Source organism: Shewanella sp. VB17 (assembly GCF_013248905.1).
Lineage (GTDB): Bacteria > Pseudomonadota > Gammaproteobacteria > Enterobacterales > Shewanellaceae > Shewanella.
In genome coordinates, this window is record NZ_JABRVS010000001.1 from 2,148,123 (window position 1) to 2,166,222 (window position 18,100).

Genomic DNA, 18,100 nt, shown 5'->3' on the forward strand with positions numbered 1-18,100 from the left:
GTTATTAGTCGAATAATAAAAATGATCATTCAAGGGTAATAAATATGACGCAGTCAGATGTATATTCCATTGGTATTCAAGGTCAAAAATGGGGAGAACAAGAGAAACTTGCATGGCGTGGCATGCAGACCATTAAACGTTCATATCTTAATGATGTGGTCAGTAAAATCGTGCCGCTTAACACTCATTTTGATATAGAACAGTACGGTGCCCTTTCTTATGATGTCGAAAAATATCCTCTTTTAGTGGTGAAAAGTTGTGATTGGGACAAGAGTAAGCCCACCATATTAATCACTGGTGGAGTGCACGGCTATGAGACCAGTGGTGTCCATGGAGCATTGCGCTTTTTAGAAACCAAGATATTAGACTATAACGATAAATTTAATTTCGTGGTGGTTCCTTGTGTCAGTCCTTGGGGCTATGAAACGATTAACCGCTGGAATGTTAATGCCGTTGATCCTAACCGCTCATTTTATGCCGATTCTCCTTCTGAAGAGTCCGCAGGGCTGATGGCTGTTGTTGCATCGCTTAATCTTGATTTGATGGCTCATATTGATCTTCATGAAACGACAGATACCGATAACTCAGAGTTCAGACCAGCGTTAGCAGCTAGGGATGCAGTGATCCATCAAAACTGGAATATTCCTGATGGCTTCTACTTAGTCGGTGACAGTGATAACCCAGCTGATGCTTTTCAAAGTGCAATTATTAAGGCGGTAGAAAAAATCACTCATATTGCCCCAGCTGATAAGGATGGCAAATTGATCGGCGTGCCTTTGTCACAAAAAGGGGTGATCAACTATGCGACTAAGGCTTTGGGTCTGTGTACTGGCTTTACTGATGCTTGTTATAATACCACCACTGAAGTGTACCCTGATAGCATGCAAGTTGATGATGAAAATTGTGTGCTTGCTCAAGTCGAGGCGATCATCAGTAGTCTGGATTTTATTATTCAAGATAAAAGACTATAGTGACATTGAAAACCGCCGTTGCTTTGCTGCGGTTTTTGACTGCACTTTAGCGATTTATTGCAGTTGCTTATACAAGATCACACGTTCGCCGCGGTAGTTACCTGACAGTTTTACTTGTTGAACTTCTGCAGCGGTAGTGGCATCAGTAGGTAACCATTCAATATCAATATTGTCAAATTGAATACTAACAGTATCGCTTTCGCCGTTGGCACCTAACACATGAGCAAGTGTTGTTGATTGTAGGGTTTGATTAGCGTTATTTAACCAAAGAGTCACAAGATCCCTAGAGATCATTTGATAACCGACTTTTAGCGATGATCCCACCAAATTAGTAAATTGAATGCGATCAATCGCTCCATAGCGAGAGATAATGATTTTATCTGTGAGCATGCTCATTCCATATGGATAGGACTTATCATAACGCATAGATTTAACGATTTTTCGCTGCGTGTTATTGAGTAAATAGAGTTGACTCGTGGTGAGTACTGCACTGTATTCTCCTGCGGGATCTGAAACCACACGCTTGACAATGCTATCTAAGGTCAAGCTGGCGAGTGGCTGGTATGGAGCGCTGATATCGAACCAAGATATTGTTTTAGTTCCATCACTTATCAAGAGCTCGCTATCATTATTGACGAAGCTGGCATCATTAATATCTGATTTTGGTATAGTGTGTTTAGGGAGCAGAGTCTTAGCGTCTAAGATCATGCTTTGACCATCATGCCCTTGAGTGACAAGCAATGCCGATCCTTGCTTGTTGAGAACCAGACCAGGAGTAGAGGTACTTAGGGTGTATACTTGCTGGGTTGGGATTAACGTTTTGCTGTCCAATAGCTGCAGCTCTGCCATTTTTTCTGGGCCATTAGTGAATACAGCGGCGACACGATTGTGATGATGAATAGGCGTTAACCAATTAATATGATTATTATGACATTCTGCCTCAGATGCAGGAAGAATCGGCTTTTCTATCACGACTGGCCCACCTCCAGATGCGCTGCTGTAGGTGTCAATCGTCCGATTGTCATTTGCGTTTTCAGCGGGAACGATTTTAGTGTTTTTGCCTATTTCAGACAAGTAAATACCATTATCTCCAGAGGCATTACAGGTATTGGTTATTGAGTTATCGCCATAGGTTGTTGGTTGGTAAATGAGATAGGCCTGTGTGTTATCAAGCCCCTGAGCGGCAAAAGTAAGATTGGAGGTAACTTGAGTGTTGCCCGTATCATCGCAGAGACCATATCGACACAAATCGTTATCATCATCATGATCATCGTCATGATCATCGTCATGATCATCATCTAAGTACCGGAACCGTTCTGCTTGTTGAGTTGATGGTTGTGTTGCCGAGGCCGGAAATGATGAGTATGCGCCTGTAGCCGTATTAACCTGAAGGAGTTTGTCATCAGAGGTCAATGCTAACAACAGGCCTGTATGTTCATTCATGGTGATTGACTTGGGCAATATCAGCGAGCTAAGGGGGTAGGAACCCGATAGGAGATAGCGGTTATTTAAATTAACGAAACTATTGTCAAGATCTGTTTGGCTGAGTTGCTCTCGTATATCGAAGGTTGTGTGTGTCACCATTTTATCTATGGCTGCGGCAATTTTTAAATAGTTTGAATCACCCGTTAATGAAATGGCATATTGAAATGAGGATATTAATTGTGCTGTTGCATCTTCTGGACCGTGAATAGTATCGAGTTCTGCAAAATTAAGATGATACTTTTCTCCGAAAACCTTCTGTAAATAGGCTTTTGCTTGATCTGAATTTCCCGACACTAGAGGGTTAAATAACACCTCATTTTGGATTAACGTGGTAAATGGGCTAACAAGTTTAGCTTCACTGTTGGCTGTCAAAAAAAAGCCATTTGAATTGATCAAATAAGGCCCACTTTTGCTTGCAGACACATTTTCTAATGTTGTTATTTTTTGTTCGAAACTACCACATTTCCCATCAAGATCAATATCCTGACAAACTGGAAGTGCTTTGTAGGCGTAGTGATCTTTATTTTGGACACTGATGTCGTCATCTCCGCCACCACAGGCCGTTATGAAGTGACAACTGGCGACCAACATTGCTAACTTTGATATTTTTGAACATTTAATCATATTAATTCACATTGCTATTTATTGAAATAAAAGATCGTCAACTGCTTAGGAAGTAGTCGATATCGTCATGGTTACGTAAATTAACAGAATAAAAGTCCAAATGATATTGATAATAGATCTCATTCCCATTATTATTTGTGAAAATGTAAAGTTAATGTTTATTTGGTTAATTAAAACTTGGTTCAAGGAATGTATTTAATGGTGTTCAGAAGTCAGCCATCATTTTTAATGATTATATTTGTTCTAACATCTTTTCTAGCCGCCTGTGGTGGTTCGGAGCCTGACAATAAGCTGGGATCGGTGAGTTATCCTGTGAGTGCGGCTCATTCTTTGAGCGGAGTTGCATTAGATGGTTACTTAAAAGATGCCAAAGTATGTATTGATCTCAATCAAAATTTGTATTGTGACAATGATGATGGAGTCAACGTACTGACAGGATCGAGCGGTGAATATACCTTGCCGGTTATAAGTAAAAACTTGGCGCGTTATTCTATTATCGTTGAGGCTATTCCTCACCAGACAATAGACATGGATAACCCGAATACTAAGCTTGATAGGGCATTTGTCTTATCAGCGCCTGCGAGTGATGGTGCATTGGTAACCCCCTTTACTAGTCTGATAATGACCATTGCAGATCAAAGAGGAACAGATTTTGAGACTGCTAAACAGGTTTTAGCTAACCTATTGGGGATTGATGCAGATAGCTTGATGAAAGATTATGTTGCAGGTCAACAAATATTAGATAAAGAGTTGCATCTTTTAGCTCAAGGGTTAACCAAAATTATGCAGGCAGCTGAGCAAACTTCGATTAAGGACGGAGTAAGCACAATGATTGCTCGTCAAGGCACCAGAGCCAAATTGAGTTTGTTGGATCTTGGTGGGCTGAAACATAGAACGGATAAATTGGTCGGGGTGAGTAATGCTGAGGCGATGAATGATATCGTTCGAGATTATGTATCCGCGATGAAATTGTCACGTACTGAAATATTAGCAAATCGAGTGTTCATTATCCCCAGCTCACCTAAACAAGGTGTGGTTAACGACAATGCAGATACATTTACTTGGAGTTGGGTTGGTCATTTCACTGACATAAAAGATTATGAATATTCTCTCGATACCGGTCAAAGCTGGCAAAATGTTGTTGCTATGCCCCTTTATGTTGGCACTGGTGCCTTTAGTCTCGGTTCGGTGCAAGTGCGGATCCGTGCAGATGAAAGCAGAAAGCGCCAAGCGGGCTTACCTCTTGTGTCACATAAGGCATTTACTCAGGTCCCTATCCCTTCAGCCCCTGCGAATTTAACGGTCAATGATCGAGCGAATAATTTCGATTGGCAGTTTGTGCCTGAATATATAGATTTTACTGCTTATGAATACTCTTTGAATGCGGGGCTGAGTTGGTTAACGGTCACTGCTAAACCTCAACCTATTGAGGATATTGCCATTGATTCAGGGGCTTTACAACTTAGGTTAGTTGAGCAAATAGAGAATAATACCCCTGCTGGAAACCCGATATCTTCAACTGCTCCATTTACTGTGACGCCAGCTAGTCCAGTGGCGCCAATGATCCTGTCAGTGAATGACGAGTATGACAGCTTTAGCTGGGAGCCATTAGCCGGGTTTCCCCAAGTATCAGATTATGAAGTCTATTTGGATGGCATTTGGCGTCAGGCTAAGACGAATCCGGAGTTTGTGGGGAATAGGTCTTACCCCGCAAATAGTATCAAAATTCGTGTACCGTTTAATGAAAGCAATGGCATGGAAGCGGGGATTACGGCTGTGATTTCACCAGCATTCACTCAAGATGAATCTAAACCAGCAGCAGCGAACAATGGGCTGGTTGATGACATTAATGATACGTTTGACTGGGACTATGCCGCAGGTTTTGTAGCAGTAGAGCATTATGAAATATCCACAAATGCAGGACAAACATGGGGCAATGCGATAACTAAGCCTGCTGTGGTGGGCGATGGTGATTTTGCTGTAGGTGAAGTGTATGTACGCGTTACGAAAAATACGATAGGCGTTCATGGTGCTGGAGAAATACTGCGATCACTTGCTGCGTTTACGTCAAAACCTGTTGTTCCAGATGCGCCTAGCTCGCCTATTACTGACGACACTCTTGATACATTTGCTTGGCAATGGAGTACCGGATTTGAGTTTGCTCAAGATTATGAAATCAAGACTCCTGATCACGATTGGATCACGGTAACAACAAACCCTCATCAGTTGCCAGTTGATAATACCTATCAAGTTGGTGAGGTGCAGGTACGTGTTAAGGGAGAGGTATTAACCGATCGTTTACCCAGTTTAGCACTCGTTAATGTGCAAGCTTATACCGTTATGCCGCCTCAGCCTGAGGCTCCCACTACCTCAGTCATAGTCAATGCCAGTGGTGTTGAGATCACCAATGGCCTTAAGTGGGGCTGGGTATCTGGTTTTACCGAGGCGGTGCATTATGAATATAGCCATGATGGCGGAGTGAGTTGGGCTGCTGCAAACAGTAACCCACAACACATAGGCCCGCAGGTTTATGATAAAGATCAGGTGCTGATCCGTGTGCGTGCTAATGCTAAGGAGGGAGAAACAAATTTAGCCGGTAAAACCTTAGATGCAAGTGGTGCCAATGGTGATTTTGTGGTTATGGAATTTGTGCCTATGCAAGCGATAGGACTCGTGGCGGAGATTACTGAGACCTCTTATAACAGTAATAAATATGGTTTTGACAATAAAGAGTGCTGGGCCCAGTTTGATGAAAAAGGGGAAGGGGAGCCTATTTATTGGGGAGAAAAGAGAGGTTTTAGCGATAAAGTAGAGCTTGCTAATCATGTAGTGTCAATTAACCAAAATGCTTTATGTGGCTTACAAGGTTGGGATGCGCCTCCCGATTCATTAGTGATGGCAATGACAGCTGAGGCTGGAAAGAAAGAACCTATTCTTATGTATTTAGGACATGGATCCTTCTGGGCTAAGTCAGCAACAGATTATGTCGTTTATAACAGTGGTGCTATCTGGATGACGAACGGTCAGAAAGTAAATTATTACCCTTACTGGACATTAGATAAAACCGATAAGGTGACGGCGCAATTACTGCGCATCAAAGATAAGGCTATGACTCGGGTTAATGCGTTATTGAGTCAGGAAAGCCGCTTGAATGCCCATTTGCTTGTGGAGATGAAAAAGCCTGAACCGCGATTGAATAAGATTAATAAGATAAATCAGGATATGAAGACGTTACATGCTCAAGTGTCATTACTGGTTGAGCAATTAAATACAACTTATATTAATTATCGACTTTATGTGGATTTGATTAACAAAAATCGGCCTGCTACTGACAGTTCGATTTTAGCAAATTTAGACTTATTATTAACTGAACTGCAGACCCAGAAAATGGCAATGAATAATACTGTCATAAGTTTACAGGCTTCGATTAATAGCTTAAAGCCTTTTGAGTATATGTTGATATTGAGCCAACACAGCAGTGATGTGAGTCATAAACTAGCCGCGTTATCGAGTGTAAATGGCCAAGGATTACACAGTGCAACATTAGCCTTGTATCAGGCTATTTATACGTTTGAACAGACCCTTAACGGTTTTGATAGCATTGATAGCATATTAACCGAGGCGATGGATTCCGGCGCACTCAGTGATGCTTTGCTCATTGAGTTAGATGGCTTGGCGGCGCGGTTAAGCGCACTTAAGCGTAGCGCAGGTATCATATCGGCTAAAAATACTGCGCAGCAAGCTCTAGTACGGGCTAAGAATGATGGCTACGATGTTAAAGAGAACGAATCTGAGGTAGGTACTCATTTTCGTAAGTTAGATATTAATGGTGATTATCTGCCGAGCAATACTTCTTACGCTCAAGGTTGGCGCTGTGTATCGGACATTAGGCCTGCAAGATTAGCTCGGATCTGGCGCTTACTGACAGACGGTTTACCCGAAGGAAAAGATAACTTGCCCTTTAATGATGGCACCAATACTGAAGAAAATGTGATGGGCACCACTGGGTTAGTGAAACGGCTCAATGAGGCAAACTATTGTGGTCGCGATAATTGGCAAGTGCCGAGCCTTAACCAAATAAAGACCTTAAACACTGATAATAACCATATTAATACCCGTGTTTTCCCTCATCATTTGGCATTACAAGATGAGTATAATCAATCTTCTGATCAACAATATTTCTACTATTGGCTGAATAAAGAGAATCATGATACGGCTCAGCAGCAGGCTTATAGTTTTAAAACATCTCATCTTAATGCTAGGGAGAAGTGGTTTGATAAAGCGGTTAAAAACCAAGAGAACAATGTCTTGCTTAGCCGTTTGGTGAGTGAACATTCCCCCTATGAGTTGATGGACATCAATGGTGCACGAGTGACTTCAGTGGACGAGGCTAAGTGTGCCAGAGACAAGGAAACGGGCAGTGTTTGGCAGCTATTTTCTCTCAACGATCGGTCTAGATTTCAGCGGTTTTCACAGATTGATGCAATCGTAAATGGCTTTAACGTTAATTCAAGGTGTGGTTTGACGACATGGAAAATACCCGATCTTAACCTATTGGGTAGTCTGATCCCTTTAGACGAGTCAGTATTTCCAGATAATACAGTGGATGACAACGGTGATTATTATTCTAAAAAGTGTTATGTGTCATCTGAATTAAGTCATAACAACAATATGAAATGTTTTGATTTTGATTCAAGCCTTAAAAATGTCGATGCTAGAAATCTATCCCTATATCGATTACACGCAATTAACGAGCTGCAAGTTGAACATTAATTTAACTGGATTAATACCATAGGAATACAATGATGATTAATACGATGAAAAAAAAGCAGCGCGGCGCTGCTGCCATTGAATATGCCATATTAGCCGCGGCCATGTCGCTTATCATGTTCCAATTTTTGGGCGATGAGGGCACTTTGACTAAGGCGATTAATGATGTCTATGGCAATATAGTGACCAAGCTGGAAACCATGAATAAAGAAAAATAACGTTTATCTTTAAATAGGTGGATTTGTTCCGTCTTCTCTAAATAGAAATACACATAATGACAGTAAAACGTTTAATGTATTTCTCCGTTTTTATTTCTCTGACAGGTCTTGTTGGTCTGTACTTGAGTGTTTTTGCGTCGCAAGAACAGGTAAATATAAAAATGGAGAAGGTAATACAAGAAGTGCTTGTGGCCAAGCAGGTTATTAAATCAGGTCAACCATTCGGTGCATCTTTATTTGAATGGAAAGTGATGAATGAACATGAAATGAGTAAGCTGGTGGATCATATCAGTAAACATAATTTCAATATTACTCAACTTAATGATTCGGTACTTGCACGCTCATTTATGGCGGGTCATATTATGAGTCAGTCTGATTTTCTTAAACCTGAAGAAGGTGGTTTCTTGTCAGTGTCTCTTCGGTCTGGATATCGTGCAGTGTCAGTACCTGTTGATCAAGTGACCGCAAATTCAGGGCTCGTGGGCCCAGGGGATGTTGTTGATGTGCTGCTATTAGCATCGAAGGAGCAGGAGTTGCGTACTCGAGGTAATGAAACTCAGAGTTTATATGTGAAAACCATTGCCAAAAATGTCCGAATACTGGCATTTAATGACGCCGTTAAAGTCGAGCAATATATGGAGGCGCAGAAGATGCATAAAGGTTTTATTCCTGATGATAGTGCAGTGACATTAGAAGTTCTCCCAGAGCAAGCCAATAGAATAATACTGGCCAATCAACTAGGAATATTAACCTTGATATTACGCAGTCGAGATAGTCAGGTTGATAAAAGCGCTAATCATGACCAAATCAATATCACCGATATATTTCCAGATATTAAACGTGTTCAACCCAATATAGGTTTGGTTGAATTCAGAGCCGACGAAAAACGAATACTTAATAAAACTGGGGATAAGAGTGATTAACGTAATTATTTATTTCGTGTTTGTGTTGTTATTTTGTTGGTCATCACAAGCTCAGTCATTGGATATTCAGTTAGACGTGACATTAGATAAAGCCAAATTGGTACAATTACCTACGACGGCTAAATCTATTTTTATATCTAGCAATATCATTGCTGATTATCAGGCATTGACCAATACAAAAATAATGGTATTTGGTAAACAAGCTGGCACCACATCTCTCTATGTATTAGATACGGATGAAAATGTGATTTATTCGGCCACGGTGAAGGTGAGTCATAATGTTGATGAGTTAAATGGATTGATCAAAAATGAATTTCCCGATGCCTTAGTCAGTGCCGAATCTATCGCAGGTAAGTTGTTTTTAAAAGGACAAGTACCGACACCTAGTATGGCGGAGAAGATCATTCGACTTGCTGAAGGTTATGTCTCGCAACCCATGCAAAAAGGTAAACAAGGGGGAGCAGCTTCAGGCCAGACTAAAGGAGGGAAAAAGGCCACGACAAGTAGAGCAGGAAAACAAACTTCATCTGGCACAGAACAAAAAAATGAATTGATAAATCAACTCAATATTACCATGTCAACTCAGGTCAACTTGAGGGTTAGGATCGCAGAAGTATCTCGTAATGTATCGAATAAACTCGGTATCAAATGGGGCTCTCAAGGATTCGGTACCGGTAAGCTTAGGTTCGTCGATAGTTTGGGCTGGGGCAATGTGGCGGTTATGGTCGATGCATTGTCGACCAACGGCATGATATCGGTATTGGCCGAGCCCAACCTGACAGCGATAAGTGGCGAAAGAGCATCGTTTCTTGTTGGTGGTGAAGTGCCCATTCCGCTGATTTATGGTGACACGGCTAGCATTCAGTATAAGCCCTTTGGTGTACGACTGGATTTTAAGCCTACTGTACTGAGTCCGAACCGGATAAGTTTACAAATAGAACCAGAAGTCAGCACATTATCGCAAAGTACCAATGTGATGATGGGAGACTCATCCTTTCCGATATTCACCACACGTAAGGCATCGACCACTATCGAGCTTGCCAGTGGTCAGAGTTTCGCGCTTGGTGGCTTATTACAATCTAATGACATAGAACAGCTGCAAAAGGTGCCTTGGATTGGCGACATTCCAATACTTGGCACTTTATTTCGCTCCAATGAGTTTAAGCGAGAGGAGACTGAGCTAATCATTATTGCCACCGTCTATCTGGTTGATCCAACACGTGGAGATTCATTGCCATTGCCCACCGATGGGCTCATTCCCTTAAGTGATGTTGAGCGACTGTTAGCTTGGCCTCATCAAGGGGAAATGGGGTCATCAGAGTCACAAACTACCCCTAACGATAACCGTCAGCTGCGCCTGCTCGGTGACAATGGATTTTATTACTGAGGTGACCCATGCGCTTAATTGTTTTATTGCTGCTGAGCTATTCGCTTTTAGCTTGTTCTAGCGAACCCATTAAACGTCAGCCTGAGATTGCTATTCAGTCTGTCACAGATATATTTTCTTTACAGTTACAGAGTGATGAGCTTGATATTCAAGACAGGGAAGCACTGGAAGGTTTCCTATTAGAACGCGGCGATCCTGCGACGCTCAGAGTGCGTATTGAGACATATTCTGCACGTGCAGAGAACGTATTAGCGGCAGTAAAGGCGTTGATGCATCTTAGGTTTATTTATCCCTCACAGCTTGATATTGAGGTGAAAAAGTCGGTGGATAGCTCGGTTGATTTGATTCTGGTGGTGGAGTCATATCGTCCTTTAGTGCCGCGCTGTGATGCAGGAAAAGAGCCTAAAACAGTGCTTAATGACTTTAAACGCTCGGCTAATTTTGGTTGTGCGAATGCTAATGCATTGGCACAAATGGTTTCAAATCCACGGGATTTGGTGGTGGGGCAAACGCTATCAGCAACAGAGGGGCGCAAGGCCATCTCAACATTGGAGTCTTACTATGAACAGCCGAATGTGCCATTGAGTCAGTCATCACCGATATCGGGTGCTTTATCTGGGGGCGCTGGTAATTAGCATGAATTCACATATTCACTCACTCATGGGTCGAAGGGCATATTTTAGATGACTTCAAATATTTACAACATTCAGGACACCGAGTCTCAGGCTGGCTATTCACAATATCGAGTCGCATCGAGTGGGCAGGGGAAACGCATCGTCATTGCCAGTGCCAAGGGCGGCGCAGGCTGCACCACCATTGCCGCTAACCTAGGGTGGTTGTTATCACATCAGTTTGAGGCGCGAGTTGCCTGTGCTGATTTAGATTTTGTCAGTGGCGATTTAGACCTCCATTTTAACATTACTGCCAGTAATCGGCTCACCGAAATGTTGGAATACCCTGAGCGTCTTGAGCCGATAGTGTTTGAGCGTAGCGGAGTGAAGGCAGCGGATAAATTGCATGTTTTTACCGGCTACAGTCAGCAGCTAGCCCAAGAGTTTTGGCCCGATTCAGTGTCTTTTGAAGCAACATCATTATTTTGTCAGCAACAGACTGATTACCTGATTTGGGATCTGCCTTCTTTTTGTTTACGTGACAGCGTGGGGTTTGAGGCCATGCGCAGTGCTGATATTCGTCTTGTTGTGGTAGAGCCCACATTGGCATCCATCCGCCATACCAATCAATTACTGACGCAGTTGCAGACGGATCATGATCAGCAGACGATTTTGATCCTTAACCACACAAAACCTGAGAAAGTGTCGTTGATTTCGTTAACCGATGTTAATCATGCATTGGGTAAGGCCGTGGATTTTGTGATGCCATTTAGCCCTGAAAAAATGCTATCCAGCGCAACATTAGGTTGTCAGGTTACTGATGATAAAGGGCGACTTGGCAAGGTATTTAAACAACTTGCAGCCAAGATTGCAGGACAGCCCGTAGACCGGGGTCGTGGCCTACAGCATTGGTTTAGGAGACGCTAATGTTTGGACGGAAAACACTGACTCAGCAGAGCCTGACATCTCACGTCAATACAGTACGGGGAAATAGTTCAGTAAAGGATTCAGAGCGACAACAGAGTCGATTCGAGCTTATTCACACAGAGGTGATGCTGACGATCGAGCCTGCGGTGGTGGTGCAATTATCCCGGGAAGAACTCGAGACCCGCACTTTTGAGGCCGTGGGGGACATTGCGCTGCGCCATCAACTGCCTATGGGAGGACAAGAACAAAAACAAATGATGCTTCGTTTGGTGGATGAGATGCTAGGGCTGGGGCCATTACAAGTATTGATCGATGATCCTAATATCACCGATATCATGGTCAATGGTCATAAAGAAGTGTTTATTGAACATAACGGTAAGCTCAAATCTGCCCAGATAAGCTTTCGTGATGAGGAGCATGTACTTAACTTAGCACGCCGTATTGTGAGTCGGATAGGACGAAGGATTGATGAAACCAATCCGATGGTTGATGCTCGCTTACCCGATGGGAGTCGGGTCAATGTGCTTATTCCGCCGCTTGCGCTGGATGGCACCTGTATTTCAATTCGTAAGTTTAGCCATAATAAACGGAGCTTAAGCCAGTTAGCTGAACTGGGTGCTATGTCAAGTGACATGGTTACCTTGCTTGATATCATTGCACGTTGTCGAGTCAATGTATTGATATCTGGTGGCACAGGTGCAGGTAAGACCACATTATTAAATGCCATGTCATTTGGTTTCTCACCCGATGAGCGGATCATTACCATCGAAGATGCGGCTGAATTGAAATTGGCACAACCTCATGTGATACGCATTGAAACGCGTCCCGCGAATACGGAAGGTTTGGAAGCTGTCGATCAGCGCCATTTACTAAAGAATGCTCTTCGTATGCGACCTGATCGTATTATTCTTGGTGAGGTTCGTGGTGCAGAGGCACTGGATATGATGCAAGCGATGAATACAGGCCATGATGGCTCCATGTGTACGTTGCATGCGAATTCACCGCCAGATGCGTTGATAAGATTAGAAAATATGTTATTGATGGCTGAAGTTCACTTACCTGCCACCGCATTACGCCGTCAGATCGCGGGCACTATCGACATTATTGTGCAGATAGAGCGGATGCGAGATGGTTTACGTCGAGTGACGCATATTACTGAAGTGGTTGGATTGGAAGGGGAGCAGTATCTTACTCGTGATCTCTTTAGTTTTGATTATCAAATGCAGTCTAGTCAGGGGAATGTGGTTGGGCAGTTTGTGTCCGGTAACATAGTTCCTCACTTTATCGAAAAAGCGAGATATTATCAGTTAGATACCCGTCTAAAACAAGTGATGGGAGTGAATTGATGCTGGCTCTACTTGTCATGCTTCTGGGAGGGAGTCTCATTGTGAGTGTGATGTCATGCTGGCATTACTATGGTCAATATCGCTTGAAGTGCGCTCGTTTGTTAATCGTGTCTGTGGCGAAGACTCGAGATAAATCAGTGTCTAAATCTCTCTTTGGCTTGGAGCAAGAGACCAGTCCTTGGCTACGCTGGCTAAAAAGGCTAGAGTCCCGCATTGATAATTTGTTTGGGGTTAAGGGGAAAGTATTTTTGTACGTAGGGCTCATTGTCGCAGGTGTTAGCAGTTGGCTAATGAGCGGTTTTTTACCCTATTATGTTCGCTTTATACTGGTATTGATTGTTCCTGCTGTTGCTTTTTTAGGTTTTTTTTGGTTTATGCGCACGGCACAACTGAAACAATTTGATCACGCTTTTCCTCAGGTATTAGGCCAATTGTCTCGTGCTGTTGCTGCGGGGATTTCTGTACCTCAAGCGATTGCTCAGGTGTCAGAATATCAACAGGGTTTTCTCTGCCGAGAGTTTGAGTTGATCAGTGACAGCTTGACCATTGGCATCAGCCTTAAACAAGCTTTGCAGCAGGCTTCTCATCGTTTGCCTTATGCCAGTTTTCATTTTTTTACCGTCGCATTGATTTTAAACCAAGAGAACGGTGGTCAATTACGCGAAGTGCTCTACAGACTGGGGCGAACCTTACACGATAACAGTGCCATTAAGATGAAGATAAAGAGTCTGACCGCTGAGCCTAGAATAACGGCATTGATTTTAGCCAGTTTGCCATTGGTATTAATTGGGATCATGTGTTTTAAGAATCCAAGCTCTTTCGCTATTTTAATTGATACGCCAGTGGGTCAGTATGTGTTGCTCTATGTGTTGTCTAGCATAGTCTTAGGCCTAAGTATTATTAATGTGCTGACGAAGGTGAGGCCATGATGACATTATCCTTGTGGGTGTCGTTTCTGTTATTGCTGTCTGGGGGAATATTAGCCTTGGTTTGCAATGTTAAGGCGAGTCAGAGAGATAGAGTTGTCATACGCTTGCAGGCAGTGAATAGAGGCACCATTGCTTTTGCCTCACCGCTCACTTCGATTCAGTCTCATCTCAGAGTGAGCAATGATATTAAGGCGTTGTTACTCAAAGCGGGGTTTTATTCAGATCGGGCAGCCAGTGTTTTTGTGATGGCTAAATGGCTAATGACGATAAGTTGTTTTATTGGCTGGATGAGTTATTCGGGATTTAGCTTCGATAGCATCATCATCGCCAAAGGAGTGATGTTTGCTGTTATCGGCGGAATGTCGGTGGAACATTGGCTCAAGTTTAGGGCCAGACTCGTCTCTTCACGTATCGCCGCTGCCACACCAGATGCGCTTGATCTAATGGTGATATGCATTGAATCAGGTTTGACCTTAGAAGCTGTGTTTGGCCGAGTAGGACAAGAGATGGGGAGTTTTTCTCCTGAGCTGGCCAGAGAATGGTTGATCACCGAAGCTGAGTTACGTCTGCTTGATTCTCGTGCCCAAGCGTTGAAAAACTTAGCAAGACGGACAGGTATCATAGAGGTCGAAAATATGGTTATTGCCTTGTCTCAGGCAGAAAAGTACGGCAGTTCTATGGCGAAAAGTATGCGCCTTATCGCATCCGACAGCCGCCAGCATCAATTTTTGTCGTTGGAAGAAAAGGTCGGCAAGATCCCCGCAAAAATGTCCATGCCACTGGTTGTGTTAGTGATGATCCCTGTGGTAGTACTGATTGTTGCCCCTACAATCATTGCCCTTATGACGTCGATAGGTGAATTATGAAACCGTTAATATCGTTACTTTTGATTCTTCTTATTGGCTGCAGTGCTTCCCCCATATCAGTCAGTGTTAATGATAGGCATTTGGCTGAGGTGGCGATGGTTAATGGTCGCCCACAGAGTGCTGTGGCTATCTATCAATCTTTGCTCCAAAGTGCACCGCAAGATGTAGAGCTGCTTTATTTGTTAGGCAGCGCCTATAACTTGAGTGGAGAGTATGAAATGGCATTGCATCATTTAACAGATGCCAGTCGTATTAACCATGAGGCTGGCTACGCCAGTCGAGGAGAAATTTTACGAGAAATCGGTCGTGCTAGACTCGCTTCTGGCGATATACCTGAGGCAATGAAGGCATTAAAGCAAGCCAGTTCATTATTACCTGATGATGCCATTACTTACAATACACTTGGTGTGTGTTATGCCTTGAACCAAACATACCAACAGGCTCGTGAGGCTTTTAATGCTGCGCTTGTTATCGAACCTAGTAGTCTTGAATATCGCAATAATTTAGCGCTGGCTTGGATACTTGATGATAAACCACAACAAGGTATCAATGTTATTTACCCCAGTTACCTACGGGGTAAGAGCACGGCTAAATTACGCCAAAACCTTGCACTGGCTTTTGCGATGAAAGGGGATATGGAGGCAGCCAAAACGATTGCCAAACAAGATTTAACGAAGGCGGAGTTGGCGCGCAATTTAGATTTTTACGGTCAGTGGCAGGTGAGGGCGCTGTGAAATCGAAACAAGCGGGCAGTCAAACCCTAGAATTTGCGTTGACCTTTATTCCTTTTTTCGTGCTGTTATTGTTGGTGGTTGAGCTGTGCCGATTTATGTTAACGGCAAATTTACTGGATGCGGCATTATCAACAGCGGCGAGGCAAGTGGTTAGGGTTGATGATAAGCAAGATATTTTGCAATTGTTGAGGCAAGAGATCGATGAGCAGAATTGGCCACTGTTTGACAATGGCAGAATGGAACTTGAAGGTCGCTATTATGTTGATTTTAACGCCTTAGTATTAAATCATTTTACGTCAGACTATCAGGGGCAAATGTACGGAGAGTATCAGCTTACTTATGCTTATCAGATGTTGTCCATAGAAGGTTTTGGCAATAATAGTAGTGCTATCAAGCAGTTTGAGAGGACAGTGTTGGTGGCCCATGAGAGACGTTAATGTGATGGGACAGTACCAGCAAGGCCTCAGTATTATCGCCTTACCTATTATTGTTCTCGTCATGGTCGCTTTGGGTTTATTGGTGTTTAAAATTAACCATGCATTACTCATTAAAGCCAAGTTAGATCGTTTGTCTTATTCGCTTGCGACAGTGATAAGTGTTGAAGCATTAGCGCTCCCTCTGGTCACAGAAAAGCAGGTCGTTACCCAAGTTTTAGCAGATGATTTACTTTCTTTAGTTAAGCGGCACTTAGCACTCAGGATTAAAGATAGAAATACCGAGATTGGTATTGAATTAGAGCAGCTCAAATTTATAGGCGACAAAAATCGTCAACAATGGCATGGATTTCAGTCAGGAGCTGAATGTCAGGCAAAGACGGGGTTGTCACTGCTTAGCGACTTGTCTCCTTTAGGAACTGTGGAAGGATTTAATGTAGATCGGCGTGCGGATTTATTTCAAGTAACCCTTTGTTTAGTTGGTGTTAAGTCGGTCGGTAGTGCGCTGGGGACGATGGAGCTGAGAGATTTTTTCGATGACTATTATAAGAGTTCTTCACTTTTGAATGGCAGGTATTATGACTAAATACCTCAACCGTCAGCGAGGGGACATCTCCTTGATGTTTGTGATCTGTTTGCCTTTTATGTTAAGCATCATCGCAGTTAGCATCTTATTGGCGATGTACTTGCTCACCGTGACGAGAGCAGGGCAGGCGGCTGATGCAGCATCGCTTGCATGCGGGTATGCACAGCGTGCTGATCAGGATTTAACGGTGGATTTTTTGAATTATTATCGCCCTGGATTTGTGGCTCATGATGGTGAAGTGCTGGTATCGATTGATGCAAAAAAGCGTTGTAGTATTTCGGCGAGTTACCGCTTCAATCCTGTGATGATGGCATTTCTTCCTGAATCTGTCAGTAGCGATGTGGCTCTTTCTTCTGCTAGCCATTCAATCTCACATCTCGTGGTTAATTCAAGAATTTTACCCATCGATCTTGCTTTGGTTTTAGATATCTCTGGCTCTATGTCCGGCCAGTTACCTCAATTGAAACGTATCATTACTAGTGCCATAGAAGATATTCATCAGCAAGATACGGATGAAACAGGTGCTGTGAGATTTTCATTGGTACCTTTTCAGAGTGGCGTTGGGGTGATTAATGCCCCCTGGATGCCAGAGTCAGCAGGGAAGATCACGTGTGTTGATGGCTTAAGTTATGGTCAACATTCGGTTGATTATGCTGCAACAGTAGATGATCTTGGCAAGTCTGCGGCCAGTTTGGAGATTAAAACGGTATCGCCCAGTGAATGGTTGGATGCCTGCAGTTCGGATGTGACTATTTTGCCGTTGACGGACGATCTTAAAAGAGTCACCAAAAGCGTTAATGCCTTGACCACCGATGGATCAACGTCTTCTTATCAAGGTTTGATATGGGGAGTGAGAACCTTGTTACCCCAATGGCAGGAAGAATGGCAGATCAACCCGGTTGAATCTACTGATTTAGTACAGCGGTTAATTTTGTTTACCGATGGTGCAGATCAAGGTACCTATTTGGATGATTTAATTGAACAAGGATTGTGTCGGGTTATTCAAAGCCAATTCAATATAGAGATGAGCTTTATTGGTTTTGATGTTGATGAGCGTCGTCTACAGCAGTTTAGAGAATGTGCCGGTGAGATGGGTAAGGTGTATGACGCGAAAAATACGCAAGAATTAGCCGTTTTTTTTCAGGAGGCTTTGCAGACGGAAACCAAAGCTAGCTTAGTGCTACGGGAAGAGAGTGACAATTGAGGAAATGGTGATCAGGTAAATGTCAGTCATCACTCAGGGGTACGTGGGTCGTGATGTTTTATTATTTTATAGTTGAATACAAATC

General features: G+C 43.0%; 15 protein-coding genes. 14 read left to right on the forward strand and 1 reads right to left on the reverse strand.

All coding sequences use genetic code 11. The features are described 5' to 3' along the window. Window positions 1-44: 44 nt before the first annotated feature. Window positions 45-971 carry a M14 family metallocarboxypeptidase gene (locus tag HQQ94_RS09200; protein ID WP_173294132.1) on the forward strand — a complete coding sequence of 309 codons (927 nt, stop codon included), beginning with the start codon at window positions 45-47 and terminating at the stop codon, window positions 969-971. A gap of 54 nt (window positions 972-1,025) precedes the next feature. Here HQQ94_RS09200 and HQQ94_RS09205 read toward each other — a convergent pair whose 3' ends face one another. Then, window positions 1,026-3,080, reverse strand: coding sequence for a hypothetical protein (locus HQQ94_RS09205; protein ID WP_173294133.1), 2,055 nt, complete (start codon window positions 3,078-3,080; stop codon window positions 1,026-1,028). Between the two features lie 198 nt (window positions 3,081-3,278). Here HQQ94_RS09205 and HQQ94_RS09210 point away from each other — a divergent pair, with 198 nt between their 5' ends. From HQQ94_RS09210 to HQQ94_RS09270, 13 genes are read left to right on the forward strand one after another with little or no spacing between them, the layout of a single operon-like run. Beyond that, the gene (locus HQQ94_RS09210) at window positions 3,279-7,853 is read left to right on the forward strand and encodes a hypothetical protein (RefSeq protein WP_173294134.1); all 4,575 of its coding nucleotides are present in this window, start codon (window positions 3,279-3,281) and stop codon (window positions 7,851-7,853) included. Between the two features lie 29 nt (window positions 7,854-7,882). After that, window positions 7,883-8,068: a Flp family type IVb pilin gene (locus tag HQQ94_RS09215; RefSeq protein ID WP_254304031.1), complete on the forward strand. Its 186-nt coding sequence runs from the start codon at window positions 7,883-7,885 to the stop codon at window positions 8,066-8,068. Between the two features lie 56 nt (window positions 8,069-8,124). Next, window positions 8,125-8,991: a Flp pilus assembly protein CpaB gene (gene cpaB, locus HQQ94_RS09220; RefSeq protein ID WP_173294135.1), complete on the forward strand. Its 867-nt coding sequence runs from the start codon at window positions 8,125-8,127 to the stop codon at window positions 8,989-8,991. After that, the gene (locus HQQ94_RS09225) at window positions 8,984-10,378 is read left to right on the forward strand and encodes a type II and III secretion system protein family protein (RefSeq protein ID WP_173294136.1); all 1,395 of its coding nucleotides are present in this window, start codon (window positions 8,984-8,986) and stop codon (window positions 10,376-10,378) included. The genes cpaB and HQQ94_RS09225 overlap by 8 nt, the downstream gene beginning before the upstream one ends. Before the next feature lie 8 nt (window positions 10,379-10,386). After that, window positions 10,387-11,013 carry a CpaD family pilus assembly lipoprotein gene (locus HQQ94_RS09230; RefSeq protein ID WP_173294137.1) on the forward strand — a complete coding sequence of 209 codons (627 nt, stop codon included), beginning with the start codon at window positions 10,387-10,389 and terminating at the stop codon, window positions 11,011-11,013. A gap of 48 nt (window positions 11,014-11,061) precedes the next feature. After that, a complete protein-coding gene (locus HQQ94_RS09235) occupies window positions 11,062-11,916 on the forward strand; it encodes a cellulose synthase operon protein YhjQ/BcsQ (RefSeq protein ID WP_173294138.1) in 855 nt (284 codons plus the stop codon). Continuing rightward, window positions 11,916-13,262, forward strand: a complete 1,347-nt coding sequence (locus HQQ94_RS09240) for a CpaF family protein (RefSeq protein ID WP_173294139.1) — start codon at window positions 11,916-11,918, stop codon at window positions 13,260-13,262. Before HQQ94_RS09235 ends, HQQ94_RS09240 begins: the two co-directional genes overlap by 1 nt. After that, window positions 13,262-14,191, forward strand: a complete 930-nt coding sequence (locus HQQ94_RS09245) for a type II secretion system F family protein (protein ID WP_254304032.1) — start codon at window positions 13,262-13,264, stop codon at window positions 14,189-14,191. The genes HQQ94_RS09240 and HQQ94_RS09245 overlap by 1 nt, the downstream gene beginning before the upstream one ends. Then, entirely contained in the window at window positions 14,188-15,057 is an 870-nt protein-coding gene (locus tag HQQ94_RS09250; RefSeq protein WP_254304033.1) for a type II secretion system F family protein, read from the forward strand. The genes HQQ94_RS09245 and HQQ94_RS09250 overlap by 4 nt, the downstream gene beginning before the upstream one ends. Further along, on the forward strand, window positions 15,054-15,791 hold the full coding sequence (locus tag HQQ94_RS09255; RefSeq protein ID WP_173294141.1) for a lipopolysaccharide assembly protein LapB: 738 nt from the start codon (window positions 15,054-15,056) through the stop codon (window positions 15,789-15,791). Before HQQ94_RS09250 ends, HQQ94_RS09255 begins: the two co-directional genes overlap by 4 nt. Then, window positions 15,788-16,228: a TadE/TadG family type IV pilus assembly protein gene (locus tag HQQ94_RS09260; protein ID WP_173294142.1), complete on the forward strand. Its 441-nt coding sequence runs from the start codon at window positions 15,788-15,790 to the stop codon at window positions 16,226-16,228. Before HQQ94_RS09255 ends, HQQ94_RS09260 begins: the two co-directional genes overlap by 4 nt. Further along, entirely contained in the window at window positions 16,215-16,811 is a 597-nt protein-coding gene (tadF, locus tag HQQ94_RS09265; RefSeq protein WP_173294143.1) for a tight adherence pilus pseudopilin TadF, read from the forward strand. The genes HQQ94_RS09260 and tadF overlap by 14 nt, the downstream gene beginning before the upstream one ends. Next, window positions 16,804-18,015 carry a VWA domain-containing protein gene (locus HQQ94_RS09270; RefSeq protein WP_173294144.1) on the forward strand — a complete coding sequence of 404 codons (1,212 nt, stop codon included), beginning with the start codon at window positions 16,804-16,806 and terminating at the stop codon, window positions 18,013-18,015. The genes tadF and HQQ94_RS09270 overlap by 8 nt, the downstream gene beginning before the upstream one ends. Window positions 18,016-18,100 lie beyond the last annotated feature (85 nt).

Excerpts from the sequence above, each read along its gene's own strand:
- HQQ94_RS09200 (WP_173294132.1), top strand. The coding sequence starts at position 45 with ATGACGCAGTCAGATGTATATTCCATTGGTATTCAAGGTCAAAAATGG.
- HQQ94_RS09205 (WP_173294133.1), bottom strand. The coding sequence starts at position 3,080 with ATGATTAAATGTTCAAAAATATCAAAGTTAGCAATGTTGGTCGCCAGT.
- HQQ94_RS09210 (WP_173294134.1), top strand. The coding sequence starts at position 3,279 with ATGGTGTTCAGAAGTCAGCCATCATTTTTAATGATTATATTTGTTCTA.
- HQQ94_RS09215 (WP_254304031.1), top strand. The coding sequence starts at position 7,883 with ATGATGATTAATACGATGAAAAAAAAGCAGCGCGGCGCTGCTGCCATT.
- cpaB (WP_173294135.1), top strand. The coding sequence starts at position 8,125 with ATGACAGTAAAACGTTTAATGTATTTCTCCGTTTTTATTTCTCTGACA.
- HQQ94_RS09230 (WP_173294137.1), top strand. The coding sequence starts at position 10,387 with ATGCGCTTAATTGTTTTATTGCTGCTGAGCTATTCGCTTTTAGCTTGT.
- HQQ94_RS09235 (WP_173294138.1), top strand. The coding sequence starts at position 11,062 with ATGACTTCAAATATTTACAACATTCAGGACACCGAGTCTCAGGCTGGC.
- HQQ94_RS09240 (WP_173294139.1), top strand. The coding sequence starts at position 11,916 with ATGTTTGGACGGAAAACACTGACTCAGCAGAGCCTGACATCTCACGTC.
- HQQ94_RS09245 (WP_254304032.1), top strand. The coding sequence starts at position 13,262 with ATGCTGGCTCTACTTGTCATGCTTCTGGGAGGGAGTCTCATTGTGAGT.
- HQQ94_RS09250 (WP_254304033.1), top strand. The coding sequence starts at position 14,188 with ATGATGACATTATCCTTGTGGGTGTCGTTTCTGTTATTGCTGTCTGGG.
- HQQ94_RS09255 (WP_173294141.1), top strand. The coding sequence starts at position 15,054 with ATGAAACCGTTAATATCGTTACTTTTGATTCTTCTTATTGGCTGCAGT.
- tadF (WP_173294143.1), top strand. The coding sequence starts at position 16,215 with ATGAGAGACGTTAATGTGATGGGACAGTACCAGCAAGGCCTCAGTATT.
- HQQ94_RS09270 (WP_173294144.1), top strand. The coding sequence starts at position 16,804 with ATGACTAAATACCTCAACCGTCAGCGAGGGGACATCTCCTTGATGTTT.